Here is a 16,455-nt window from a genome sequence, read left to right as displayed (position 1 = left end):
CGACTGCTCCTGGTGCACGCGCACCCGGACGACGAGTCGATCAACAACGGCGCGACCATGGCCAAGTACGCGGCCCAGGGAGTGCGGGTGACGCTGGTGACCTGCACCCTCGGCGAGGAGGGCGAGGTCATCCCGCCCCGCCTCGCCCGTCTCGCGCCCGACCGTGACGACGAGCTGGGCCCGTACCGCAAGGGCGAGCTGGCCGAGGCCATGAAGGAGCTCGGTGTCAGCGACCACCGCTTCCTCGGCGGCCCCGGCCGCTACCGCGACTCCGGGATGATGGGCGTCGAGCAGAACGAGCGGCCCGGCGCCTTCTGGTCCGCCGACCTCGACGAGGCAGCCGCCCACCTGGTCCGGGTGATCCGCGAGGTACGCCCCCAGGTCCTCGTCACCTACGACCCCGACGGCGGCTACGGCCACCCCGACCACATCCAGGCGCACCGCGTCGCCATGCGCGCCGCCGACCTGGCCCCCGACCCGGCCTTCCGCTCCGACCTGGGCGAGCCCTGGGAGATCGACAAGGTCTACTGGAACCGCGTGCCGCGTGGGGTGCTCATGGAGGGCTTCGGCCGACTCCGCCGCGACCTCGCCGAGCCCGGACGGCTCCCCTTCCGGCAGACCGCTGCCGTCACCGATGTGCCCGGAGTGGTCGACGACCACCTCGTGACCACCGAGATCGACGGCACCGACTTCGCGGCAGCGAAGATCGCCGCGATGCGCGCGCACGCCACCCAGATCGAGGTCGCCGAGCCGTACTTCGCCCTCTCCAACAAACTCGCGCAGCCCCTCCTGACGACCGAGTACTACGAGTTGGTGCGCGGCAGACGCGAAGGAGGGGGCCGGGAGCGCGACTTGTTCGAAGGGATCCCCGGCAATTCTTTCGAGGAACGGCAGAACGGAACGGCCCTGTGATGCGTACGCATGTGTATGACAAACGAGTGGTGTGCCCGCACGGCCGCCGGGAGGCGGGCCGGCGATGAAACCGACGGACCGGACCTCGGGCGGGCAAGGCAGCGCGCTCGCCCAGCCGTTGACACTGCCCCCAGGTGGGCGGACCGCCGCCCACCTGGTGCTCTTCGTGCTGGGAGCCGTGGTCGCAGCGGCCGGCGGGCTGCTCCAAGCCGCCTGGTTCCCCGGCGGGTTGCTGCTCGCGCTGCTCGGTGCGGCCGGGCTCTTCCTGGGCGGATCGCAGGCTATGGGCGGCAGAGCGGGGGCCGTTGCGCCGGCCGCCGGCTGGATGATCTCCGTCATCCTGCTGACGTCCCCCCGGCCGGAGGGAGACTTCCTGTTCGGCGCGGGAGTCGGCTCGTATCTCTTCCTGCTCGGCGGCATGGCTGTGGCTGTGATGTGCGCCACCCTTGGGTGGGGGCGGCAACCGACCAGGCCCGACGCCCGACTTGGGAAGTGACGTACCACTTCGCCGTAGTGCGCCGGTGCGGGTCCCGTGCGGGTTTCCCACGCGGTCGTGGGATACGCGCCGGAAGTGGCCAGTATGGTGGTGCGCGCCGCCGAGCTGCCCGCTGAGTTGAGGTCGTGACGGGCGGCGGAGCAAACCGGGAGAACCTGCCTTGAGTCGTGAAACTGACACTTCGTCCTCCGGGGCCAATGGGCGCGGCAGCACCGCGTACCCGTCGGGGACACCGCCGTACGGCACGCCCATGGCCACCGAGGCCGGTGCCGAGGCGGCCCGGTCGGCGGCCGGCGAGCGACCGGACGGACCCAGGACCGAGACCACGCTGACGACGCGGGTGCGGATCAACATCCCCGGCTCGCGCCCCATCCCGCCGGTCGTCGTCCGCAAGCCGGTCGGCGACGGCGAGGGCGTCGCGGACGACGCCGGGTCCGAGTCGGAGACCACCGGCACGACGGCCATGCCCGTGTTCACGGACACCCCGGCCCCCGCGCCGGAACCGACCGCGCCGGCCGACGACAAGCCCACCAGCGACTGGTTCGCGCCCCGCAGGGGCTCGGCCCCGCCCAAGGGCGCGGGCGGCGGCGCAAGCAGCGGGGCAGGGTTCCCCACCGGCTCGCTGGGCGGCCAGGGCTCCGGCGCGCCGGGCGGCCCCGGCGCGGGCGCCCGGCCCGGCGGTGCGAACGGTGCGGGTCCGGTGGCCGGCGGCCCCCGGCCCGGGGGTGCGAACGGCGGCGGGCTCCCCGGGGCCACCGGGGCCCAGCCGGTCGCTCCCGGCCACGGCGGCGGCACCGGCTCCTTCGACGTGTCCGCCGCGCTGGCCGGCACCAAGCCCGAGCGCGACGACCTGCCGTACTTCTCGGACAACGGCGGTCCCGGCCGCCCGAACGGCAACACCGGCCCGGCGGGCCCCACCAGCGGCCCCGTCACCGGCGACAGCCCGCTCGGCCCGCCGCCCGGTCAGGGCGGCCAGGGCGGCCCCTTCGGCGGTCACGGTGCCGACTTCTCCGCACCTGGCGCCGGCTACGGCCGCCCCGGTGGGGGCCTCAGCGACGACACCGCGGTCCTCACCCCGCAGCGGCCCGCCCCCGAGCCGGGCACCCCGGGCTACGGCGGCCCCGGCCACGTCGACAACCCCTCCGGGCACACCCTGACCAGCGGCATCCCGGTCGTGCCCCCCGGCACCCAGGGGGCGCCCTTCGGCGCGGGCGGCTCGGACGGCGCGGTGCAGCACACCCCGCCGAAGCTGCCGGACCCGGGGCCGCAGCAGAAGTCCGGCCCGGCGAAGAACACGAAGTCCTCGAAGCCGGCCAAGAAGAAGGGCCGCAGCAAGCTCGGCCTGCTCGTCGGCGGTCTGGTGGTCCTCGGCGGCGGTGTCTACGGCGCCGGTCTGCTGCTGAACCACTCCGACGTCCCCAAGGGCACCACCGTCCTCGGCGTCGACATCGGCGGCGGCACCCGCGACGAGGCGGTCAACAAGCTCGACCGCGCCCTCGGCGACAGCACGGACGAGGCGCTGAAGCTCACGGTCGACGGTGAGACCGTCTCCCTCAAGCCCGACCAGGCCGGACTCCAGTTCGACAAGCAGGCCACGGTCGGCGCCGCCGCCGTCAGCGACTACAACCCCGTCTCGGTGATCGGCGCGCTCTTCGGCCAGAAGCGCGTCGTCGCGCCCGTCATGCCCGTCGACGAGGAGAAGCTGGAGGCCGCCCTGAAGCGCGTCGCGGGCAGCTCCGGCTCGGCGAGCGACGGCACGGTCAAGTACGAGGCCGGCAAGGCCGTCGCCGTCTACGGTAAGGCGGGCAAGGGCATCGACGTCGACGAGTCCACCGACGCCGTCGAGAAGGCCTACCGCACCCAGGTCGAGACCGGCACCGCCACCGCCGTGAGCCTCCCCACCACGACCAAGGAGCCGTCGGTCGACAAGGCCGAGGTCGACCGGTTCATGAAGGAGTTCGCGCAGCCGGCGATGTCCGCCAACGTCGTCGTGCAGACGGACCCCGCGAGCAGCGTCCCGCTCCCGATGAGCCCGGAGAACTCCCTGTGGAAGTTCCTGACCGTCAAGACGGTCGACGGCAAACTCGTCGACTCCTACGACGAGAAGGCCCTCAAGGACCTCTACGGCAGCACCTTCGACGGAGTCCTGATCACCCGGGGCAACGGAGAGAAGACCCCGGTCACCGTCCAGGACGTCTACAGCGCCCTACGCCTGGCCCTGAAGAGCACGACAGACCGCGTGGCAGTCATCGAAACAAACCCGAGCTGACGCTCCGCCCCACCGTCCTCCAGCCGCCCGTCAGGGGCGCGTCGTCGCCCTGTGGCGGTTACGGACGATCGCATGGCCGGGGCGGCAGCCCACCCGGCAGCCGCGACGCCGCCCCGCCGTACGGGAAGTCATCGGCACAGGCGGCAGCGCCGACGGCGCTACCGCCTGTGCCGTGGTGACTGCTGGCGGTCATGCCCCGAAGGGGCTGCCTACCCCGCGGGGTCAGGCGCGGCCTTGTGGTGGTCGCGGGCGATCGCGCTGTGGGGCGGCAGCCCCTTCGGCAGGCGGCGTGGCGCCGTCCGGTGGTGGCTGCGGGAGGCCTCGCCGCCGGGCCCGCAGCCCGCCCGGCAGCCGTGGAGCACCGCCCTGTCGTAGCTGCGGGCGGTCGTGCCGCTGGTGCGGCACGGGTGGGCGCCGCGGCACCCGGCAGGCGCCGGTGAGCGACCGCCGCCGTCCCTACGCGGGGGCACGCCGCTCAGGGCGCGGGGCTGCGCCGCGTGGGTGCGACCAGTGCCGCGGCAGGCGAGGTTCGCCCCGTCACGACGCCCGGCACGCCCTCTCGCCGCACCTGCCGAGAGCCCGAGTACGTCCAGGCCCTTCGGGCGGATGACGCCTTCCGGTCGGCACACCGAGAGCACGCACCGGACGCCGCTCCTTCACGGGCACCCGTCGCCTGCCGCGGCACTGGCCACGGACACCCGCACACAACGCCGCTCCGATCGAACCCCCAAGGGGAATGGGTGGGCCTCAGTTCAGCAGAGCCCGAGCCGCGTCCGCCTGCCTGCGCACCCGCTCGGCCGCGCCCGCGTCCACCCCAGCCACCACCTCCGCATACGCCCGCAACTCAGCCGCCCCCCGCACGAAATCCCCCCGCTGTACCAGCAACTGCGCCCACTCGTACCGCAACCGCGCCGGATGCGAAGGCAAGGCCAACGACAACTCCAGCGCCCACAACGCCACATCCGACCGCTCGGGCCGCGCCGCGGCCCACGCCCGCACGTTGTTGAGGACCCGCAGCACCACGTCCAGCGGATCGGCCGGAACGAGCATCCCGGGGTCCAGCGGCGCCCCCGTCGCCCCGGTGACCAGCAGTTCCGCATCGTCCCCGCTCAGCACCCGCCCCCCGTCGAACGGATCGACGAGCACCTGCTGGTCACGAGGCCCGAAACCCACCACGAAGTGTCCCGGCAGCGCGACGCCGTGCACGGGCGCACCCGCTCTCCGGGCCACCTCCATCCACACCACGGACAGCAGGATCGGCAGCCCCCGCCGCCGTACCAGCACCTGGTGCAGCAGCGACGACTCCAGCCGCTGATAGTCCGCGGCGGAACCATGGAACCCGCACCGCCCGCCGAGCAGTTCGGCCGCCGCGACCGCCCACGCGCGGGGCCCACCGGGCCGGTACGGCATCAGCCCGGCCAGGCGGTCGAGTTCGATCTCGGCGGCGTCGGTCCCCGCCTCGTCCAGCGCCCCGTCGCCCGCCGCCCCCACCAGCAGGCACAGCACGGCCAGATCGGGCCGCTCGGCCCGCGCCTCCTCGCCGAACCGCCGCCGCACCTCGGCGGCCCGCTCCGGCTCCGGGGGATGCGGGGCGGGCACAGCAGGGTCGTGCCCGCTCATGACGATCGAGACGGCTCGGAACCGGAACCGGAACCCGAATCGCCGCCGGAGCGAGCGACACCGTCCCCATCACACCGGGGCCCCCGGTAGTGGTGATACGAGTGATGCACCGCGAACCCCATCCCGCCGTACAGGGCCCGCGCCCCCGCGTTGTCCGTCTCCACCTGCAACCAGCCCGCGGAGGCCCCCTCCTCCAGCGCCCGCCGGGCCAGCGCGGTCATCACGGTCGTGGCGAGCCCCCGCCGCCGCTGGGCAGGATCGACCTCCACGGCCGCGAAACCGGCCCACCGTCCGTCCACCACGCACCGCCCGATGGCGGCCGGTGCCGCGTCCCCGTCGCCCGGCACCGTCGCGAACCACACCGAGGACCCGCTGCCGAGTACCTTCAGCGCGACCTCGCTGACCCCCTTGCGCTGGTAGCGGCTGAGCCACGCCTCGTCCGCCGTCCGCGACAGCCCGACCCCGGCCGCCTCCCGGTCCGCGACCGGCGCGAGCGCCCCGATCCACAGCTCGGCGGTGACCTCCCGGCGCCAACCCCGCCGCTCCACCTCGGCGCAGAGCAGCTCCTGCGTGCCCTCCGCACCCGTGGCGAGCTGCAAGTAGGCGGGCAGCCCCCGGGCCGCGTACCAGCACTCCACAGTCGTCAGCGCGTCATCCAGGGGCACACCGGGGTCCCCCAGGGGCAGCACCGAGTTGGCTCTGCGGGTGAACCCGGAGGCGGCCCGCAGCTCCCAGTCACCCATCCGCTCCCGCTCGACCGGCTGCCAGCCCCGCGCGGCGACCCGCGCCAGTTCCGCGTACGAGGCGGCGGGTCCGCGCCGACGGGCGGGGGCGGCGGGCACGACCTTCGCCGCGACCAGCGACGACTCCGCGACCCGCACCCGTTCCCCGTCCCGACGTGTGATCAGCAGCACGCCGTCGTCCCATGATGTGAGAACACCAACCGTGTCGGTGAATTTCCCACTCCCGGCGGCATCGTCGTCGACGCGTCGCACGGAGACGCGTTTGCCCACGTCAGCAGCGGAGACACGGATCTCGAGCCGCGCACCGGCAGAGATTTCCACAGGTCAGTTCACCCCTCCTGTTCGGATCATGCCCAGGAACGGAGATACTAGGTGCGGGCATCGACGACGCCGCGCTCCCGCGCGCCAGGCGGCGGAGCCTGAGGAGGCCCGCCAGCGCCCTATCGAGGAGGAACGACAGCGTGACCTACGTCATCGCGCAGCCTTGTGTCGACGTCAAGGACAAGGCGTGCATCGAGGAGTGCCCGGTCGACTGCATCTACGAGGGCCAGCGGTCCCTCTACATCCACCCGGATGAATGCGTCGACTGCGGTGCCTGTGAGCCGGTGTGCCCGGTCGAGGCGATCTTCTACGAGGACGACACTCCGGAGGAGTGGAAGGACTACTACAAGGCGAACGTCGAGTTCTTCGACGAGCTCGGCTCGCCCGGTGGTGCCAGCAAGCTCGGCCTGATCGAGCGTGACCACCCCTTCGTCGCCGCACTGCCGCCGCAGGCCTGAGAGCGAGGTCGCGGGCCGGGGCACGGCCCCTGCGGCCCGCGTCCGTACCGCCTCGGCCCCGTACGGTCCGATCACCATGATCGACGTACGGGGCCGAGGCGTTCGCCGTACGAGCGGTGCGTACGCGCCCGTCCCACCGCTCGGGAACGTTCGTACGAGAAAGTGAGCCAGATCCCGTGTCCGCAGTCAGCGACCGCCTCCCCACCTTCCCCTGGGACAAGCTGGAGCCGTACAAGGCGACGGCCGCCGCTCACCCCGGTGGCATCGTCGACCTCTCCGTCGGCACCCCGGTCGACCCGGTGCCCGAGCCGATCCAGAAAGCACTGGTCGCCGCCGCGGACTCACCGGGCTACCCGACCGTCTGGGGCACCCCCGAGCTGCGCGACGCGATCACGGGCTGGCTGGAGCGCCGCCTGGGCGCCCGCGACGTCACCCACCACCACGTCCTGCCGATCGTCGGCTCCAAGGAACTGGTCGCCTGGCTCCCCACCCAGCTCGGCCTCGGCCCCGGCGACCGCGTCGCCCACCCAAGCCTGGCCTACCCGACGTACCAGGTGGGCGCCCGCCTAGCCCGCGCCGACCACGAGGCCTACACGCTGACACCAGGCGCTGACGCGCCGGGCCCGACGGACCTGGACCCCACCGGCCTGAAGCTTCTCTGGCTGAACTCGCCCTCCAACCCCACCGGCCAGGTCCTCTCCAAGGCCGAGCTGACCCGGATCGTCGCCTGGGCCCGCGAGCACGGCGTCCTGCTCTTCTCCGACGAGTGCTACCTGGAGCTCGGCTGGGACGCCGACCCGGTCTCCGTCCTCCACCCGGATGTGAACGGCGGCTCGTACGAGGGAATCGTCGCGGTCCACTCGCTGTCGAAGCGCTCGAACCTGGCGGGCTACCGCGCGGCCTTCCTCGCCGGCGACCCGGCCGTCCTCGGCCCCCTTCTCCAGATCCGCAAGCACGGCGGCATGATGACCGCCGCCCCCACCCAGGCCGCCGTCGTCGCCGCCCTCGGCGACGACGACCACGTCCAGCGGCAGCGCGCCCGCTACGCCGCCCGCCGCTCCGCCCTCCGCGAGGCGCTCGTCGCCCACGGCTTCCGCATCGAACACAGCGAGGCCAGCCTCTACCTCTGGGCCACCCGCGGCGAATCCTGCTGGACCACCGTCGCCCACCTGGCCGACCTCGGCGTCCTCGTGGCCCCCGGCGACTTCTACGGCCAGGCGGGCGCACGCCACGTACGAGTCGCGTTCACGGCGACGGACGAGCGAGTGGCGGCAGCGGTGGAACGCCTGACGTAGCCGCCTCGCCGGTGGTGTGTCCAGCCGCACAAGTGCCGAAGGGGCCCGGGGGAGACCCCGGACCCCTTCAACGGTTCGACCGGGCGTCAGCCGAGCGGGCTCCCGACCGGCAGCTGCCCCGTGGGCAGAGACGCGCCCTTGGTCACGGAGTCGGTCGGCAGGCCGCCCTTCGTGGCGGTCTTGGTCGTGCCGCCCAGGACCTCACCGGCGGACCCGGCGGTGTCCCCGGCGACCTTCTGCACCGTGGGGGTCGCCTTCTTGACGGCCTTCCCACCGGTCTTGCCCGCAGCCGGCACCGTCTGCTTGGCGGCCTCGCCGGCGAGGCCGGTGACGTTCTGCGCCGCGCCGTCCAGGGTGTCGCCGGCGTTCGCCCCGTCGACGGCGGACAGACCGCTCAGGTTCGGGGCGGCCGGGAGTTCGGGCGCCGCGCTCGCGGAGCCGGCCGCACCGACCACGGAAGCCGCCCCCGCTGCGGTGAGCAGCGCGGCACGGGCGATCCGGCGGGTCAGGGGGAGGGACATGATGCTCCTTTGACGGAAGAGGACGGTGAAGTGTCCGTCCGAGCCCGGGAGCTGATCGCTCCGGGCTCGGACGCAGTGACTACCGCTCGAAGCCGCTGAAGGTTGCGGCGATCCGGCGTAAAGAGTTTGCAATGCGTCGCATTATCGGATGCGGGCAAATACCGACAAACGTCACCCGGTCTGAAAGTCGGCCGAATCCTTACAGCCCTTTGTTCCCAAGGAATTCCGCGAACCCGGGGTGAGGAGGCGAAACCCTGCCCTCCCCCGTCCACGCGACGCGCCGCACGTCCCCCGCACGGGTGAGCCGCGAGACCTACTGTCCAGTGACGATTCGGACCTCGGCGGCGGACGTCCCCGCCTGCCGGGCCTTGCGCCACGCACCGGCCCGGCCCTCGGCGATCCACTCCCGGCCCGCGTACGAGACGCGCTCGACGCCCAGGCGGGAGGCGTGGGCCACGGCCCAGTGCGCCAGCTCCCAGCCGCGCTGCCGGACCTCGGCGGAGTCCCCGGCGTCCGAGAGGGGGATGATGACGGTCCCGGCGGCGGAGGAGACGGCAGGGCTGGGCGTCGCGGGCGTCCGGGCCCCGGCGCGGTTCTCGGAGTCCACCACCGCGCCGGCCACCTCGTAGCGCGCGCCCCCGAAGTCCCGTACGAGCGCGGCGCGCACCGCGTCGGGGCCGCCCGCGTAGACGGTGCCGACGCCGGTCGTCTCCCGGCGCCCCTCACAGGTCAGCGTGGCCGCCGTCCGCCCGGTCAGCGCGGCGGCGAGCAGCGTGGCGTCCGGCTCGTGCTTGGCGTACGCCTCCGGGAAGCCGCTGCGCTGCACCCGCTGGGCGGCGACGGTCAGCGGCAGCTCCTCGTAGCCGTCGACCTTGACGAGGTGCTCGTAGAACTCGCCCGCCGCGTACACCGGGTCCTGGATCTGCTCCTTGGTGCCCCAGCCCTGCGAGGGCCGCTGCTGGAACAGCCCGAGGGAGTCCCGGTCGCCGTAGTCGATGTTGCGCAGGCTCGACTCCTGCAGCGCGGTGGCCAGTGCGATCGTCACGGCCCGCTCGGGCAGGTCGCGCGAGGTGCCGACCGCCGAGATCGTGGCCGCGTTCGCCGCCTGCTCGGGGGTGAACGCGTACGACGCCCCGTCGTCCGTGCCGGACACGACCATGCACCGAGGCGTGCCGTTCCCGCCGGTCAGATACTGCACGACGAGATACGCCCCGAGCGCGGTCATGACGACGAACGCCGCCATGAAGCGCAGCACACGCCGGCCACGACGGCGTGGACGAGGACCTGGGGAAAAGGGGTACGGCTCTGACACGCGGTCCAAGGTACTGGAGAGTAACGGCGGCTGTGCAAGGGTTGTGAAAGTACTGCGGAGATGACCTGATCCACTCGCCGGCGGCCCCGCCCTGCCGGCGCGTTAGGGTCGGGGACATGGCCGAGACTCCGATTGACCTCACGCTGGACGCCGCGCGGCTGACCGCGCAGCTCGTCGACTTCCCCTCCGCGAGCGGCACGGAGAAGCCGCTCGCGGACGCGATCGAGAGCGCCCTGCGTGCCCTGCCGCACCTCACGGTCGACCGGTACGGCGACAACATCGTGGCTCGAACGCACCTGGGCCGCGCGGAGCGCGTGATCCTGGCCGGCCACATCGACACCGTCCCCATCGCGGACAACGTCCCCTCGCGCCTCGACGAGGACGGCGTCCTGTGGGGCTGCGGCACCTGCGACATGAAGTCCGGCGTCGCGGTCCAACTGCGCATCGCGGCCACCGTCCCGGCTCCCAACCGCGACCTGACCTTCGTCTTCTACGACAACGAGGAGGTCGCCGCGGACCTGAACGGCCTGAAGCACGTCTCCGAGGCCCGCCCCGAGTGGCTGGAGGGCGACTTCGCGGTCCTCCTGGAGCCCACGAACGGCGAGGTGGAGGGCGGCTGCCAGGGCACCCTGCGGGTGCTGCTGACGACGAAGGGCGAGCGCGCCCACTCCGCCCGCGGCTGGATGGGCTCCAACGCCATCCACGCGGCGGCCCCGATCCTGGCGAAGCTGGCGTCGTACGAGCCGCGCCACCCGTTGATCGACGGCCTGGAGTACCGGGAAGGCCTCAACGCCGTCGGCATCTCGGGCGGCGTCGCCGGCAACGTCATCCCCGACGCGTGCGTGGTGACGGTCAACTTCCGCTACGCGCCGGACCGTACGGAGCAGGAGGCCGTCGCCCATGTCCGCGAGGTCTTCGCCGACTGCGGGGTCGAGGATTTCCTCGTCGACGACCACAGCCCCGGCGCGCTGCCCGGCCTGTCCCACCCGGCGGCCGTGGCCTTCATCGACGCGGTCGGCGGCACCGCCCAGCCCAAGTACGGCTGGACGGACGTCTCCCGCTTCAGCGCCCTCGGAGTCCCGGCCGTCAACTACGGTCCCGGCAACCCGCACTTGGCGCACCGGCGCGACGAACGGGTGGAGACGGCGAAGATCCTGGCGGGGGAGGAGCGCCTGAAGTCCTGGCTGACGGCGTGAGCCACCCGCGCGTGGTGGCGGATCGTGGCGGACACGCGCGCGTCCCCCGTCCGTAACCCGCCTGGATCTACGCTGAGGTGAACGACCAGCACGGCGGAGGGAGCGGACATGGCGACCGGCAACCCAGAGGGCGAGAACGGGCCACCGGAGGAGCAGCGGTTGGGGCCGGTGCTGCGCAGACGCGCCCAGGTGCAGGCGAGCACGACGGACCAGCGACTGCTGGACGCGGGCGGCCCCTCGGACTGGGTCCACACGGACCCCTGGCGTGTCCTGCGCATCCAGTCCGAGTTCATCGAGGGCTTCGGCACGCTCGCCGAACTCCCGCCCGCGATCAGCGTGTTCGGATCCGCCCGGACCCCGGCGGACGCACCGGAGTACGAGGCGGGCGTCCGGCTCGGCCGCGGCCTGGTGGAGGCGGGCTTCGCCGTGATCACCGGCGGCGGGCCGGGCGCCATGGAGGCGGCCAACAAGGGCGCCCTCGAAGCGGGCGGCATCTCCGTGGGCCTCGGCATCGAGCTTCCCTTCGAGCAAGGCCTCAACTCCTACGTCGACATCGGCCTCAACTTCCGTTACTTCTTCGTCCGGAAGATGATGTTCGTCAAGTACGCCCAGGGCTTCGTGGTCCTCCCCGGCGGCCTCGGCACCCTCGACGAACTCTTCGAGGCCCTCACCCTCGTCCAGACCCAGAAGGTCACCCGCTTCCCCATCGTCCTCTTCGGCGAGTCCTACTGGGGCGGCCTGGTCGACTGGCTCACCGGCACCCTCATCGCCCAGGGCAAGGCCTCGGAGAAGGACCTGACCCTCTTCCACGTGACAGACGACGTGGACGAGGCGGTGGCGCTGGTCTCCAAGGAGGCAGGCCGCTGACCACGGCCCCACCCCCGCGCCCCCGCTCTCAGGGGCGCGGGGAGATGCGCGGGCAGCCCCACGAACGGAAACGGACGGGGTCAAAGGGGCGTTGCCCCTTGAGGATGGACGGGTAGGGCGGCGGGGGCGAGAGATCCGGCTAGGCAAGCCCCCGCCGAGCCACAGCCGGTGCCCGATGCCCCGCGATGGACGCCACCATGTCCAACACCTGCCGAGTCTCCGCCACTTCATGCACCCGATAGACCTGAGCCCCCAGCCAGGCCGACACGGCAGTGGTCGCCAGGGTCCCCACCACCCGCTCCTTGACCGGCTTGTCCAACGTCTCCCCCACGAAGTCCTTGTTGGACAGCGACACCAGCACCGGCCACCCCGTCTCCACCATCTCGCCCAGCCGACGGGTCGCCTCCAGGCTGTGCCGTGTGTTCTTCCCGAAGTCGTGCCCCGGATCGATCAGCACCGCCTCCCGAGGCACGCCCAGTGCCACCGCCCGCTCCGCCAGGCCCACGGTCACCCGCAGGATGTCCGCCATGACATCGCCGTACTCGACCCGATGCGGGCGCGTACGAGGCTCGGCCCCACCCGCGTGCGTACACACCAGCCCCACCCGATACCGCGCCGCCACCTCCGCGAGCCGGGGATCGACCCCACCCCACGCGTCGTTCAGCAGATCGGCACCGGCCTCACAGACGGCCTCCCCGATCTCGTGCCGCCACGTGTCGACGCTTATGACCACATCGGGGAACCGCCGCCGCACCTCGGCCACGAAGCCCACCGTCCGCCGCGCCTCCTCCGCCGCCGTCACTTCCTCCCCGGGCCCGGCCTTCACCCCGCCGATGTCGATGACGGCCGCGCCGTCGGCGACCGCCCGCTCCACACGCGCGAGCGCAGGCTCGTCCCGGAAGGTGGCCCCCCTGTCGTAGAAGGAGTCCGGGGTCCGGTTCACGATGGCCATGATCACCGGCTCGTGCGCGTCGAACTCCCGCTTGCCCAGCCTGAGCATCCGCTGTGACCTCTCCCGGTGCGTCCCGTCGAATGACCGCCTTGCGCGACCGCCTGCGACCCTAACTGTCAGACTCGCATGGCACGATCGGAGCCGAGCACTGTCGAGGGGACCCAGCGATGTTCATGTTCTTGTTCCTGGTCGTGGCGCTGGCCGTCGTGGTCGCCGCGGTCACGCTCGCCGTGGTGGGCGGCGGCGACAGCGCGGCGCTGCCGGAGGCCGCGGGCGAGCGGTTCCAGGACCCGCTGCCGGCGGACCGCCCGGTCAACCGCGCGGATGTCGAGGCGCTCCGCTTCCCGGTCGCCGTCCGCGGCTACCGCATGGCGGACGTGGACGACGCCCTCGGCCGCCTCAGCGCCGAGATCGCCGAGCGGGACGCCCGCATCACCGACCTGGAGTCCGCGCTCGCGGGCGCCCGCGCGGCAAGCGTGACCTCGCCGCACAAGCCGGAGGAGGGCGGCCACCAGTGAGCGACGGCACCGCCCTGGCCGGCCCCGACGGCGCGCTCCGCTGCCCCTGGGCCCTGTCCACCGAGGACTACACCGCCTACCACGACGAGGAGTGGGGCCGCCCGGTCCACGGCGACGACGCCCTGTACGAACGGCTCTGCCTGGAGGCCTTCCAGTCCGGCCTCTCCTGGATCACCATCCTGCGCCGCCGCGAGGGTTTCCGCGCGGCCTTCGCCGACTTCAAGATCGCCGAAGTGGCCACCTTCACGGACGCCGACCAGGAACGCCTCCTCGCCGACCCGGGCATCATCCGCAACCGAGCCAAGATCGAGGCGACGATCGCCAACGCCCGCGTCCTGTCCGACTGGTCCCCGGGCGAGCTGGACACCCTGATCTGGTCCCACGCCCCGGACCCGACGACCCGCGCCACTCCGAGAACCCTTGCGGACGTGCCGGCGGTCACCCCCGAGTCCACCGCCCTCTCCAAGGCCCTCAAGAAGCGGGGCATCCGCTTCGTCGGCCCGACAACGGCGTACGCGCTGATGCAGGCCTGCGGACTGGTGAACGACCACTTGGACACATGCGTGGCGAGGAGCGCGTCCCTCTAGGGACACGAGGCTGTGACCTGTGCGGCTGCGTCCCGTGGGCGCGTACGGCCACGACGAACCCGCGGTTCCCCACGGACCGTCACCGCCCCAGGTATCTCGGCTTCTCCTTGTTCACGAACGCCTGTACGGCGATCCCGTGATCCTCGGAGGATCCCGCCCGCGTCTGCAGCTCGTCCTCCTTCTCCAGCGCCTCTTCCAGAGAATGCGTGAGCCCGTACGCCAGGGACTCCTTCAGCGCCGCGTACGCCGCCGTCGGCCCCTCGGCCAGGGCGCGGGCGACCTTGCGCGACTCCCCGGCCAGGTCCGCCGCCGGCACGACCCGGTTCGCGATCCCCAGCCCGTACGCGTCCTGCGCGCTGATGCTGCGCGGGAAGAGCAGCAGGTCGGCGGCCCGGCCGGGACCGACCACGCGCGGCAGGGTCCACGACACCCCGGAGTCGGCGGTCAGCGCGACCCCGGCGAACGACGTGTTGAAGGAGGCCGTGTCGGCGACGACACGGAAGTCCGCGGCGAGCGCGAAGCCGAAGCCGGCCCCGGCCGCGACCCCGTTCACGCCTGCGACCACGGGCTTGGCCATGCCGACCAGGGCCTTCACGACGGGGTTGTAGTGTTCGCGGACGGTGGTCATGGTCTGCCGGGAGCCGGTCTCCTTGTCCTGGATCAGCAGCCCGATGTGCTCCTTCAGGTCCTGGCCCACACAGAACGCCCGGTCCCCGGCCGCGGTCAGCAGCACGGCCCGTACGGCGTCGTCCCCGGCGGCGGTCTCCACGGCTTCCCGCAGGGCCACCTTCGTCGCGACGTTCAGCGCGTTCATCGCCTCCGGACGGTTCAGCGTGATCGTCGCGAGTCCGTCGCGCACCTCGTAGAGCACGGTGTCGGCCATGGCGGTTCCCCTCCGGTGTCACGGCTGGCGACGTACTGGTCAGTACGCCCTCGTCACAGCACAGCATGGCGGAGATCAACGGCGGCGGCGGCGGAGCGGACGTGTGACCTGCGTCAACAAATCACCGATACCCGAGCGGCGGACCGGACCCGCGAGGCGGCGCAGTATCGCAGTCACATCGCCGAATTGAGTGGTTTTGCTACCGCGCGTTGCCCAAGCGATGCCGACTGATGTTGGTCATCGGGTCGTGAGATGCGGGATAATGGCCTGGAAGCAATGTGTTCGATGCCGGTGTCGCGTGTCCCCAGGTGGGACCGTGCCTGCCCTCCCGGGCCGTCGGCTTGGCGATGAGCTGGTTTCAGGAAGGGGTACGAGCATGGCGGCCATGAAGCCGCGGACGGGCGATGGCCCGCTCGAGGTGACCAAGGAGGGGCGGGGCATCGTCATGCGCGTTCCGCTCGAAGGCGGCGGGCGGCTCGTCGTCGAGCTGACCCCTGACGAGGCCGACGCCCTTGGTGATGCCCTCAAGAAGGTCGTCGGCTGACGCGCGTAGCGGCCATACCCTTTCAGTCGCCCCGGCCCCGCCACCCGGCGGGGCCGGGGCGACTGTTGTGCCGGGGACTGTGCCAGGTGCCGTCCGGTAACGTCCCTCAGCGCTTGACCGCGCACAGCAGGCCGTCGCCCACCGGGAGCAGCGACGGCACCAGCTCAGAGCTCTCGCGGACCGTGCGCAGCAGCTCCCGCAGCCGTATGACCTCGGTCGGCTGGGGGTTCGAGTCCACCGTGCGGCCACTGGCGAAGACGCCCTCGAAGGCGACCAGGCCGCCGGGTCTGAGCAGCCGCAACGATTCAGCGAGATAGTCGAGGCACTCCAGCCGGTCGCCGTCACAGAAGACAAGGTCGTACCCGGAGTCCGCAAGCCGGGGCAGCACGTCCAGCGCGTGGCCCGGGATGAAGCGCGCGCGGTTGTTGGCGAAACCGGCCGTGCGGAACGCCTGCCGGGCGAACTGCTGGTGGTCCGGCTCCGGATCCACGGTGGTCAGCACCCCGTCCGGCCGCATGCCGTGCAGCAGATGGATCCCGGACACACCGGTCCCGGTCCCGATCTCCGCCACCGCCTTCGCGTCCACGGTGGCGGCGAGCACCCGCAGCGCGGCGCCCGTGCCGGGCGACACCGAGCGCAGCCCTGCCTCCCGGGCCCGGTCGCGGGCCCAGCGCAGCGCGTCGTCCTCGGCGACAAAGGCGTCGGCGAACGCCCAGCTCGTCAGCCGGTTGCCGGTAATGACCCTCTCCTTATGTCCCCGTGGTTGCCTGGGCGTGACTGTATCCGTTGCCGTCGGGAACCTGCTGATGGGACCGGTCGTTTAAAGGGATGAGTGAGTGACGGGGGCCGCGACGGGGGGCACGGGATGGACAGGTACGCCGCACAGGCGGGGGCGCAGGTGCTGACAAAGCCATATGAGCCGTATCAGCCATATGAGCCACATCGGCGCACATCAACTTCT

The 16,455-nt window shown here is 72.4% G+C and carries 17 protein-coding genes; 10 read left to right on the top strand and 7 right to left on the bottom strand.

Going from position 1 to position 16,455, the window contains the following annotated elements; translation table 11 throughout:
- Nucleotides 1-12 precede the first annotated feature (12 nt).
- The 3 genes from mshB to WBG99_RS11600 all read left to right on the top strand — a co-directional run bounded on the left by mshB (nt 13) and on the right by WBG99_RS11600 (nt 3,677).
- Nucleotides 13-912, top strand: a complete 900-nt coding sequence (mshB, locus tag WBG99_RS11610; protein ID WP_338896254.1) for an N-acetyl-1-D-myo-inositol-2-amino-2-deoxy-alpha-D-glucopyranoside deacetylase — start codon at nt 13-15, stop codon at nt 910-912.
- 64 nt (nt 913-976) lie between these two features.
- Complete coding sequence (locus WBG99_RS11605; RefSeq protein ID WP_338896253.1) at nt 977-1,408, top strand: DUF6113 family protein; 432 nt, start codon at nt 977-979, stop codon at nt 1,406-1,408.
- A gap of 250 nt (nt 1,409-1,658) precedes the next feature.
- On the top strand, nt 1,659-3,677 hold the full coding sequence (locus tag WBG99_RS11600) for a hypothetical protein (protein ID WP_338896252.1): 2,019 nt from the start codon (nt 1,659-1,661) through the stop codon (nt 3,675-3,677).
- 747 nt (nt 3,678-4,424) lie between these two features.
- Here the strand turns inward: WBG99_RS11600 and WBG99_RS11595 are convergent.
- Entirely contained in the window at nt 4,425-5,297 is an 873-nt protein-coding gene (locus WBG99_RS11595) for a transglutaminase-like domain-containing protein (RefSeq protein ID WP_338896251.1), read from the bottom strand.
- Nucleotides 5,294-6,361, bottom strand: a complete 1,068-nt coding sequence (locus tag WBG99_RS11590; protein WP_338896250.1) for a GNAT family N-acetyltransferase — start codon at nt 6,359-6,361, stop codon at nt 5,294-5,296. The genes WBG99_RS11595 and WBG99_RS11590 overlap by 4 nt, the downstream gene beginning before the upstream one ends.
- Before the next feature lie 140 nt (nt 6,362-6,501).
- On the opposite strand from WBG99_RS11590, the gene fdxA reads away from it, so the two are divergent.
- Both fdxA and WBG99_RS11580 read left to right on the top strand, forming a co-directional pair.
- On the top strand, nt 6,502-6,819 hold the full coding sequence (gene fdxA / locus WBG99_RS11585; protein ID WP_005480604.1) for a ferredoxin: 318 nt from the start codon (nt 6,502-6,504) through the stop codon (nt 6,817-6,819).
- A gap of 176 nt (nt 6,820-6,995) precedes the next feature.
- Nucleotides 6,996-8,114, top strand: coding sequence for a bifunctional succinyldiaminopimelate transaminase/glutamate-prephenate aminotransferase (locus WBG99_RS11580; protein ID WP_338896249.1), 1,119 nt, complete (start codon nt 6,996-6,998; stop codon nt 8,112-8,114).
- 86 nt (nt 8,115-8,200) lie between these two features.
- Here WBG99_RS11580 and WBG99_RS11575 read toward each other — a convergent pair whose 3' ends face one another.
- Nucleotides 8,201-8,635 carry an ATP-binding protein gene (locus tag WBG99_RS11575; RefSeq protein ID WP_338896248.1) on the bottom strand — a complete coding sequence of 145 codons (435 nt, stop codon included), beginning with the start codon at nt 8,633-8,635 and terminating at the stop codon, nt 8,201-8,203.
- A gap of 313 nt (nt 8,636-8,948) precedes the next feature.
- Nucleotides 8,949-9,878, bottom strand: coding sequence for a heavy metal transporter (locus WBG99_RS11570; protein ID WP_338896247.1), 930 nt, complete (start codon nt 9,876-9,878; stop codon nt 8,949-8,951).
- Between the two features lie 185 nt (nt 9,879-10,063).
- On the opposite strand from WBG99_RS11570, the gene dapE reads away from it, so the two are divergent.
- On the top strand, nt 10,064-11,143 hold the full coding sequence (gene dapE / locus WBG99_RS11565) for a succinyl-diaminopimelate desuccinylase (protein ID WP_338896246.1): 1,080 nt from the start codon (nt 10,064-10,066) through the stop codon (nt 11,141-11,143).
- A gap of 108 nt (nt 11,144-11,251) precedes the next feature.
- A complete protein-coding gene (locus WBG99_RS11560) occupies nt 11,252-12,010 on the top strand; it encodes a TIGR00730 family Rossman fold protein (RefSeq protein ID WP_338896245.1) in 759 nt (252 codons plus the stop codon).
- A gap of 139 nt (nt 12,011-12,149) precedes the next feature.
- Here the strand turns inward: WBG99_RS11560 and folP are convergent, their stop codons facing one another.
- On the bottom strand, nt 12,150-13,010 hold the full coding sequence (folP, locus tag WBG99_RS11555; RefSeq protein ID WP_338896244.1) for a dihydropteroate synthase: 861 nt from the start codon (nt 13,008-13,010) through the stop codon (nt 12,150-12,152).
- Between the two features lie 119 nt (nt 13,011-13,129).
- On the opposite strand from folP, the gene WBG99_RS11550 reads away from it, so the two are divergent.
- Both WBG99_RS11550 and WBG99_RS11545 read left to right on the top strand, forming a co-directional pair.
- On the top strand, nt 13,130-13,480 hold the full coding sequence (locus WBG99_RS11550; protein WP_338896243.1) for a DivIVA domain-containing protein: 351 nt from the start codon (nt 13,130-13,132) through the stop codon (nt 13,478-13,480).
- On the top strand, nt 13,477-14,067 hold the full coding sequence (locus WBG99_RS11545; RefSeq protein ID WP_338896242.1) for a DNA-3-methyladenine glycosylase I: 591 nt from the start codon (nt 13,477-13,479) through the stop codon (nt 14,065-14,067). The genes WBG99_RS11550 and WBG99_RS11545 overlap by 4 nt, the downstream gene beginning before the upstream one ends.
- A 79-nt stretch (nt 14,068-14,146) precedes the next feature.
- Here WBG99_RS11545 and WBG99_RS11540 read toward each other — a convergent pair whose 3' ends face one another.
- Nucleotides 14,147-14,950: an enoyl-CoA hydratase-related protein gene (locus tag WBG99_RS11540; RefSeq protein WP_338896241.1), complete on the bottom strand. Its 804-nt coding sequence runs from the start codon at nt 14,948-14,950 to the stop codon at nt 14,147-14,149.
- Between the two features lie 376 nt (nt 14,951-15,326).
- Between WBG99_RS11540 and WBG99_RS11535 the strand changes: the two genes are divergently transcribed.
- A complete protein-coding gene (locus WBG99_RS11535; RefSeq protein ID WP_003966491.1) occupies nt 15,327-15,494 on the top strand; it encodes a DUF3117 domain-containing protein in 168 nt (55 codons plus the stop codon).
- Nucleotides 15,495-15,600: 106 nt separating this feature from the next.
- On the opposite strand, the gene WBG99_RS11530 is transcribed toward WBG99_RS11535, so the two are convergent.
- Nucleotides 15,601-16,302 carry an O-methyltransferase gene (locus tag WBG99_RS11530; protein ID WP_338900298.1) on the bottom strand — a complete coding sequence of 234 codons (702 nt, stop codon included), beginning with the start codon at nt 16,300-16,302 and terminating at the stop codon, nt 15,601-15,603.
- Nucleotides 16,303-16,455: the final 153 nt, after the last annotated feature.

Source organism: Streptomyces sp. TG1A-60 (genome assembly GCF_037201975.1).
Classification (GTDB): Bacteria; Actinomycetota; Actinomycetes; order Streptomycetales; family Streptomycetaceae; genus Streptomyces.
Note: the sequence above shows the minus strand (reverse complement) of the source record. Positions and strands in the feature narration are given on the sequence as shown.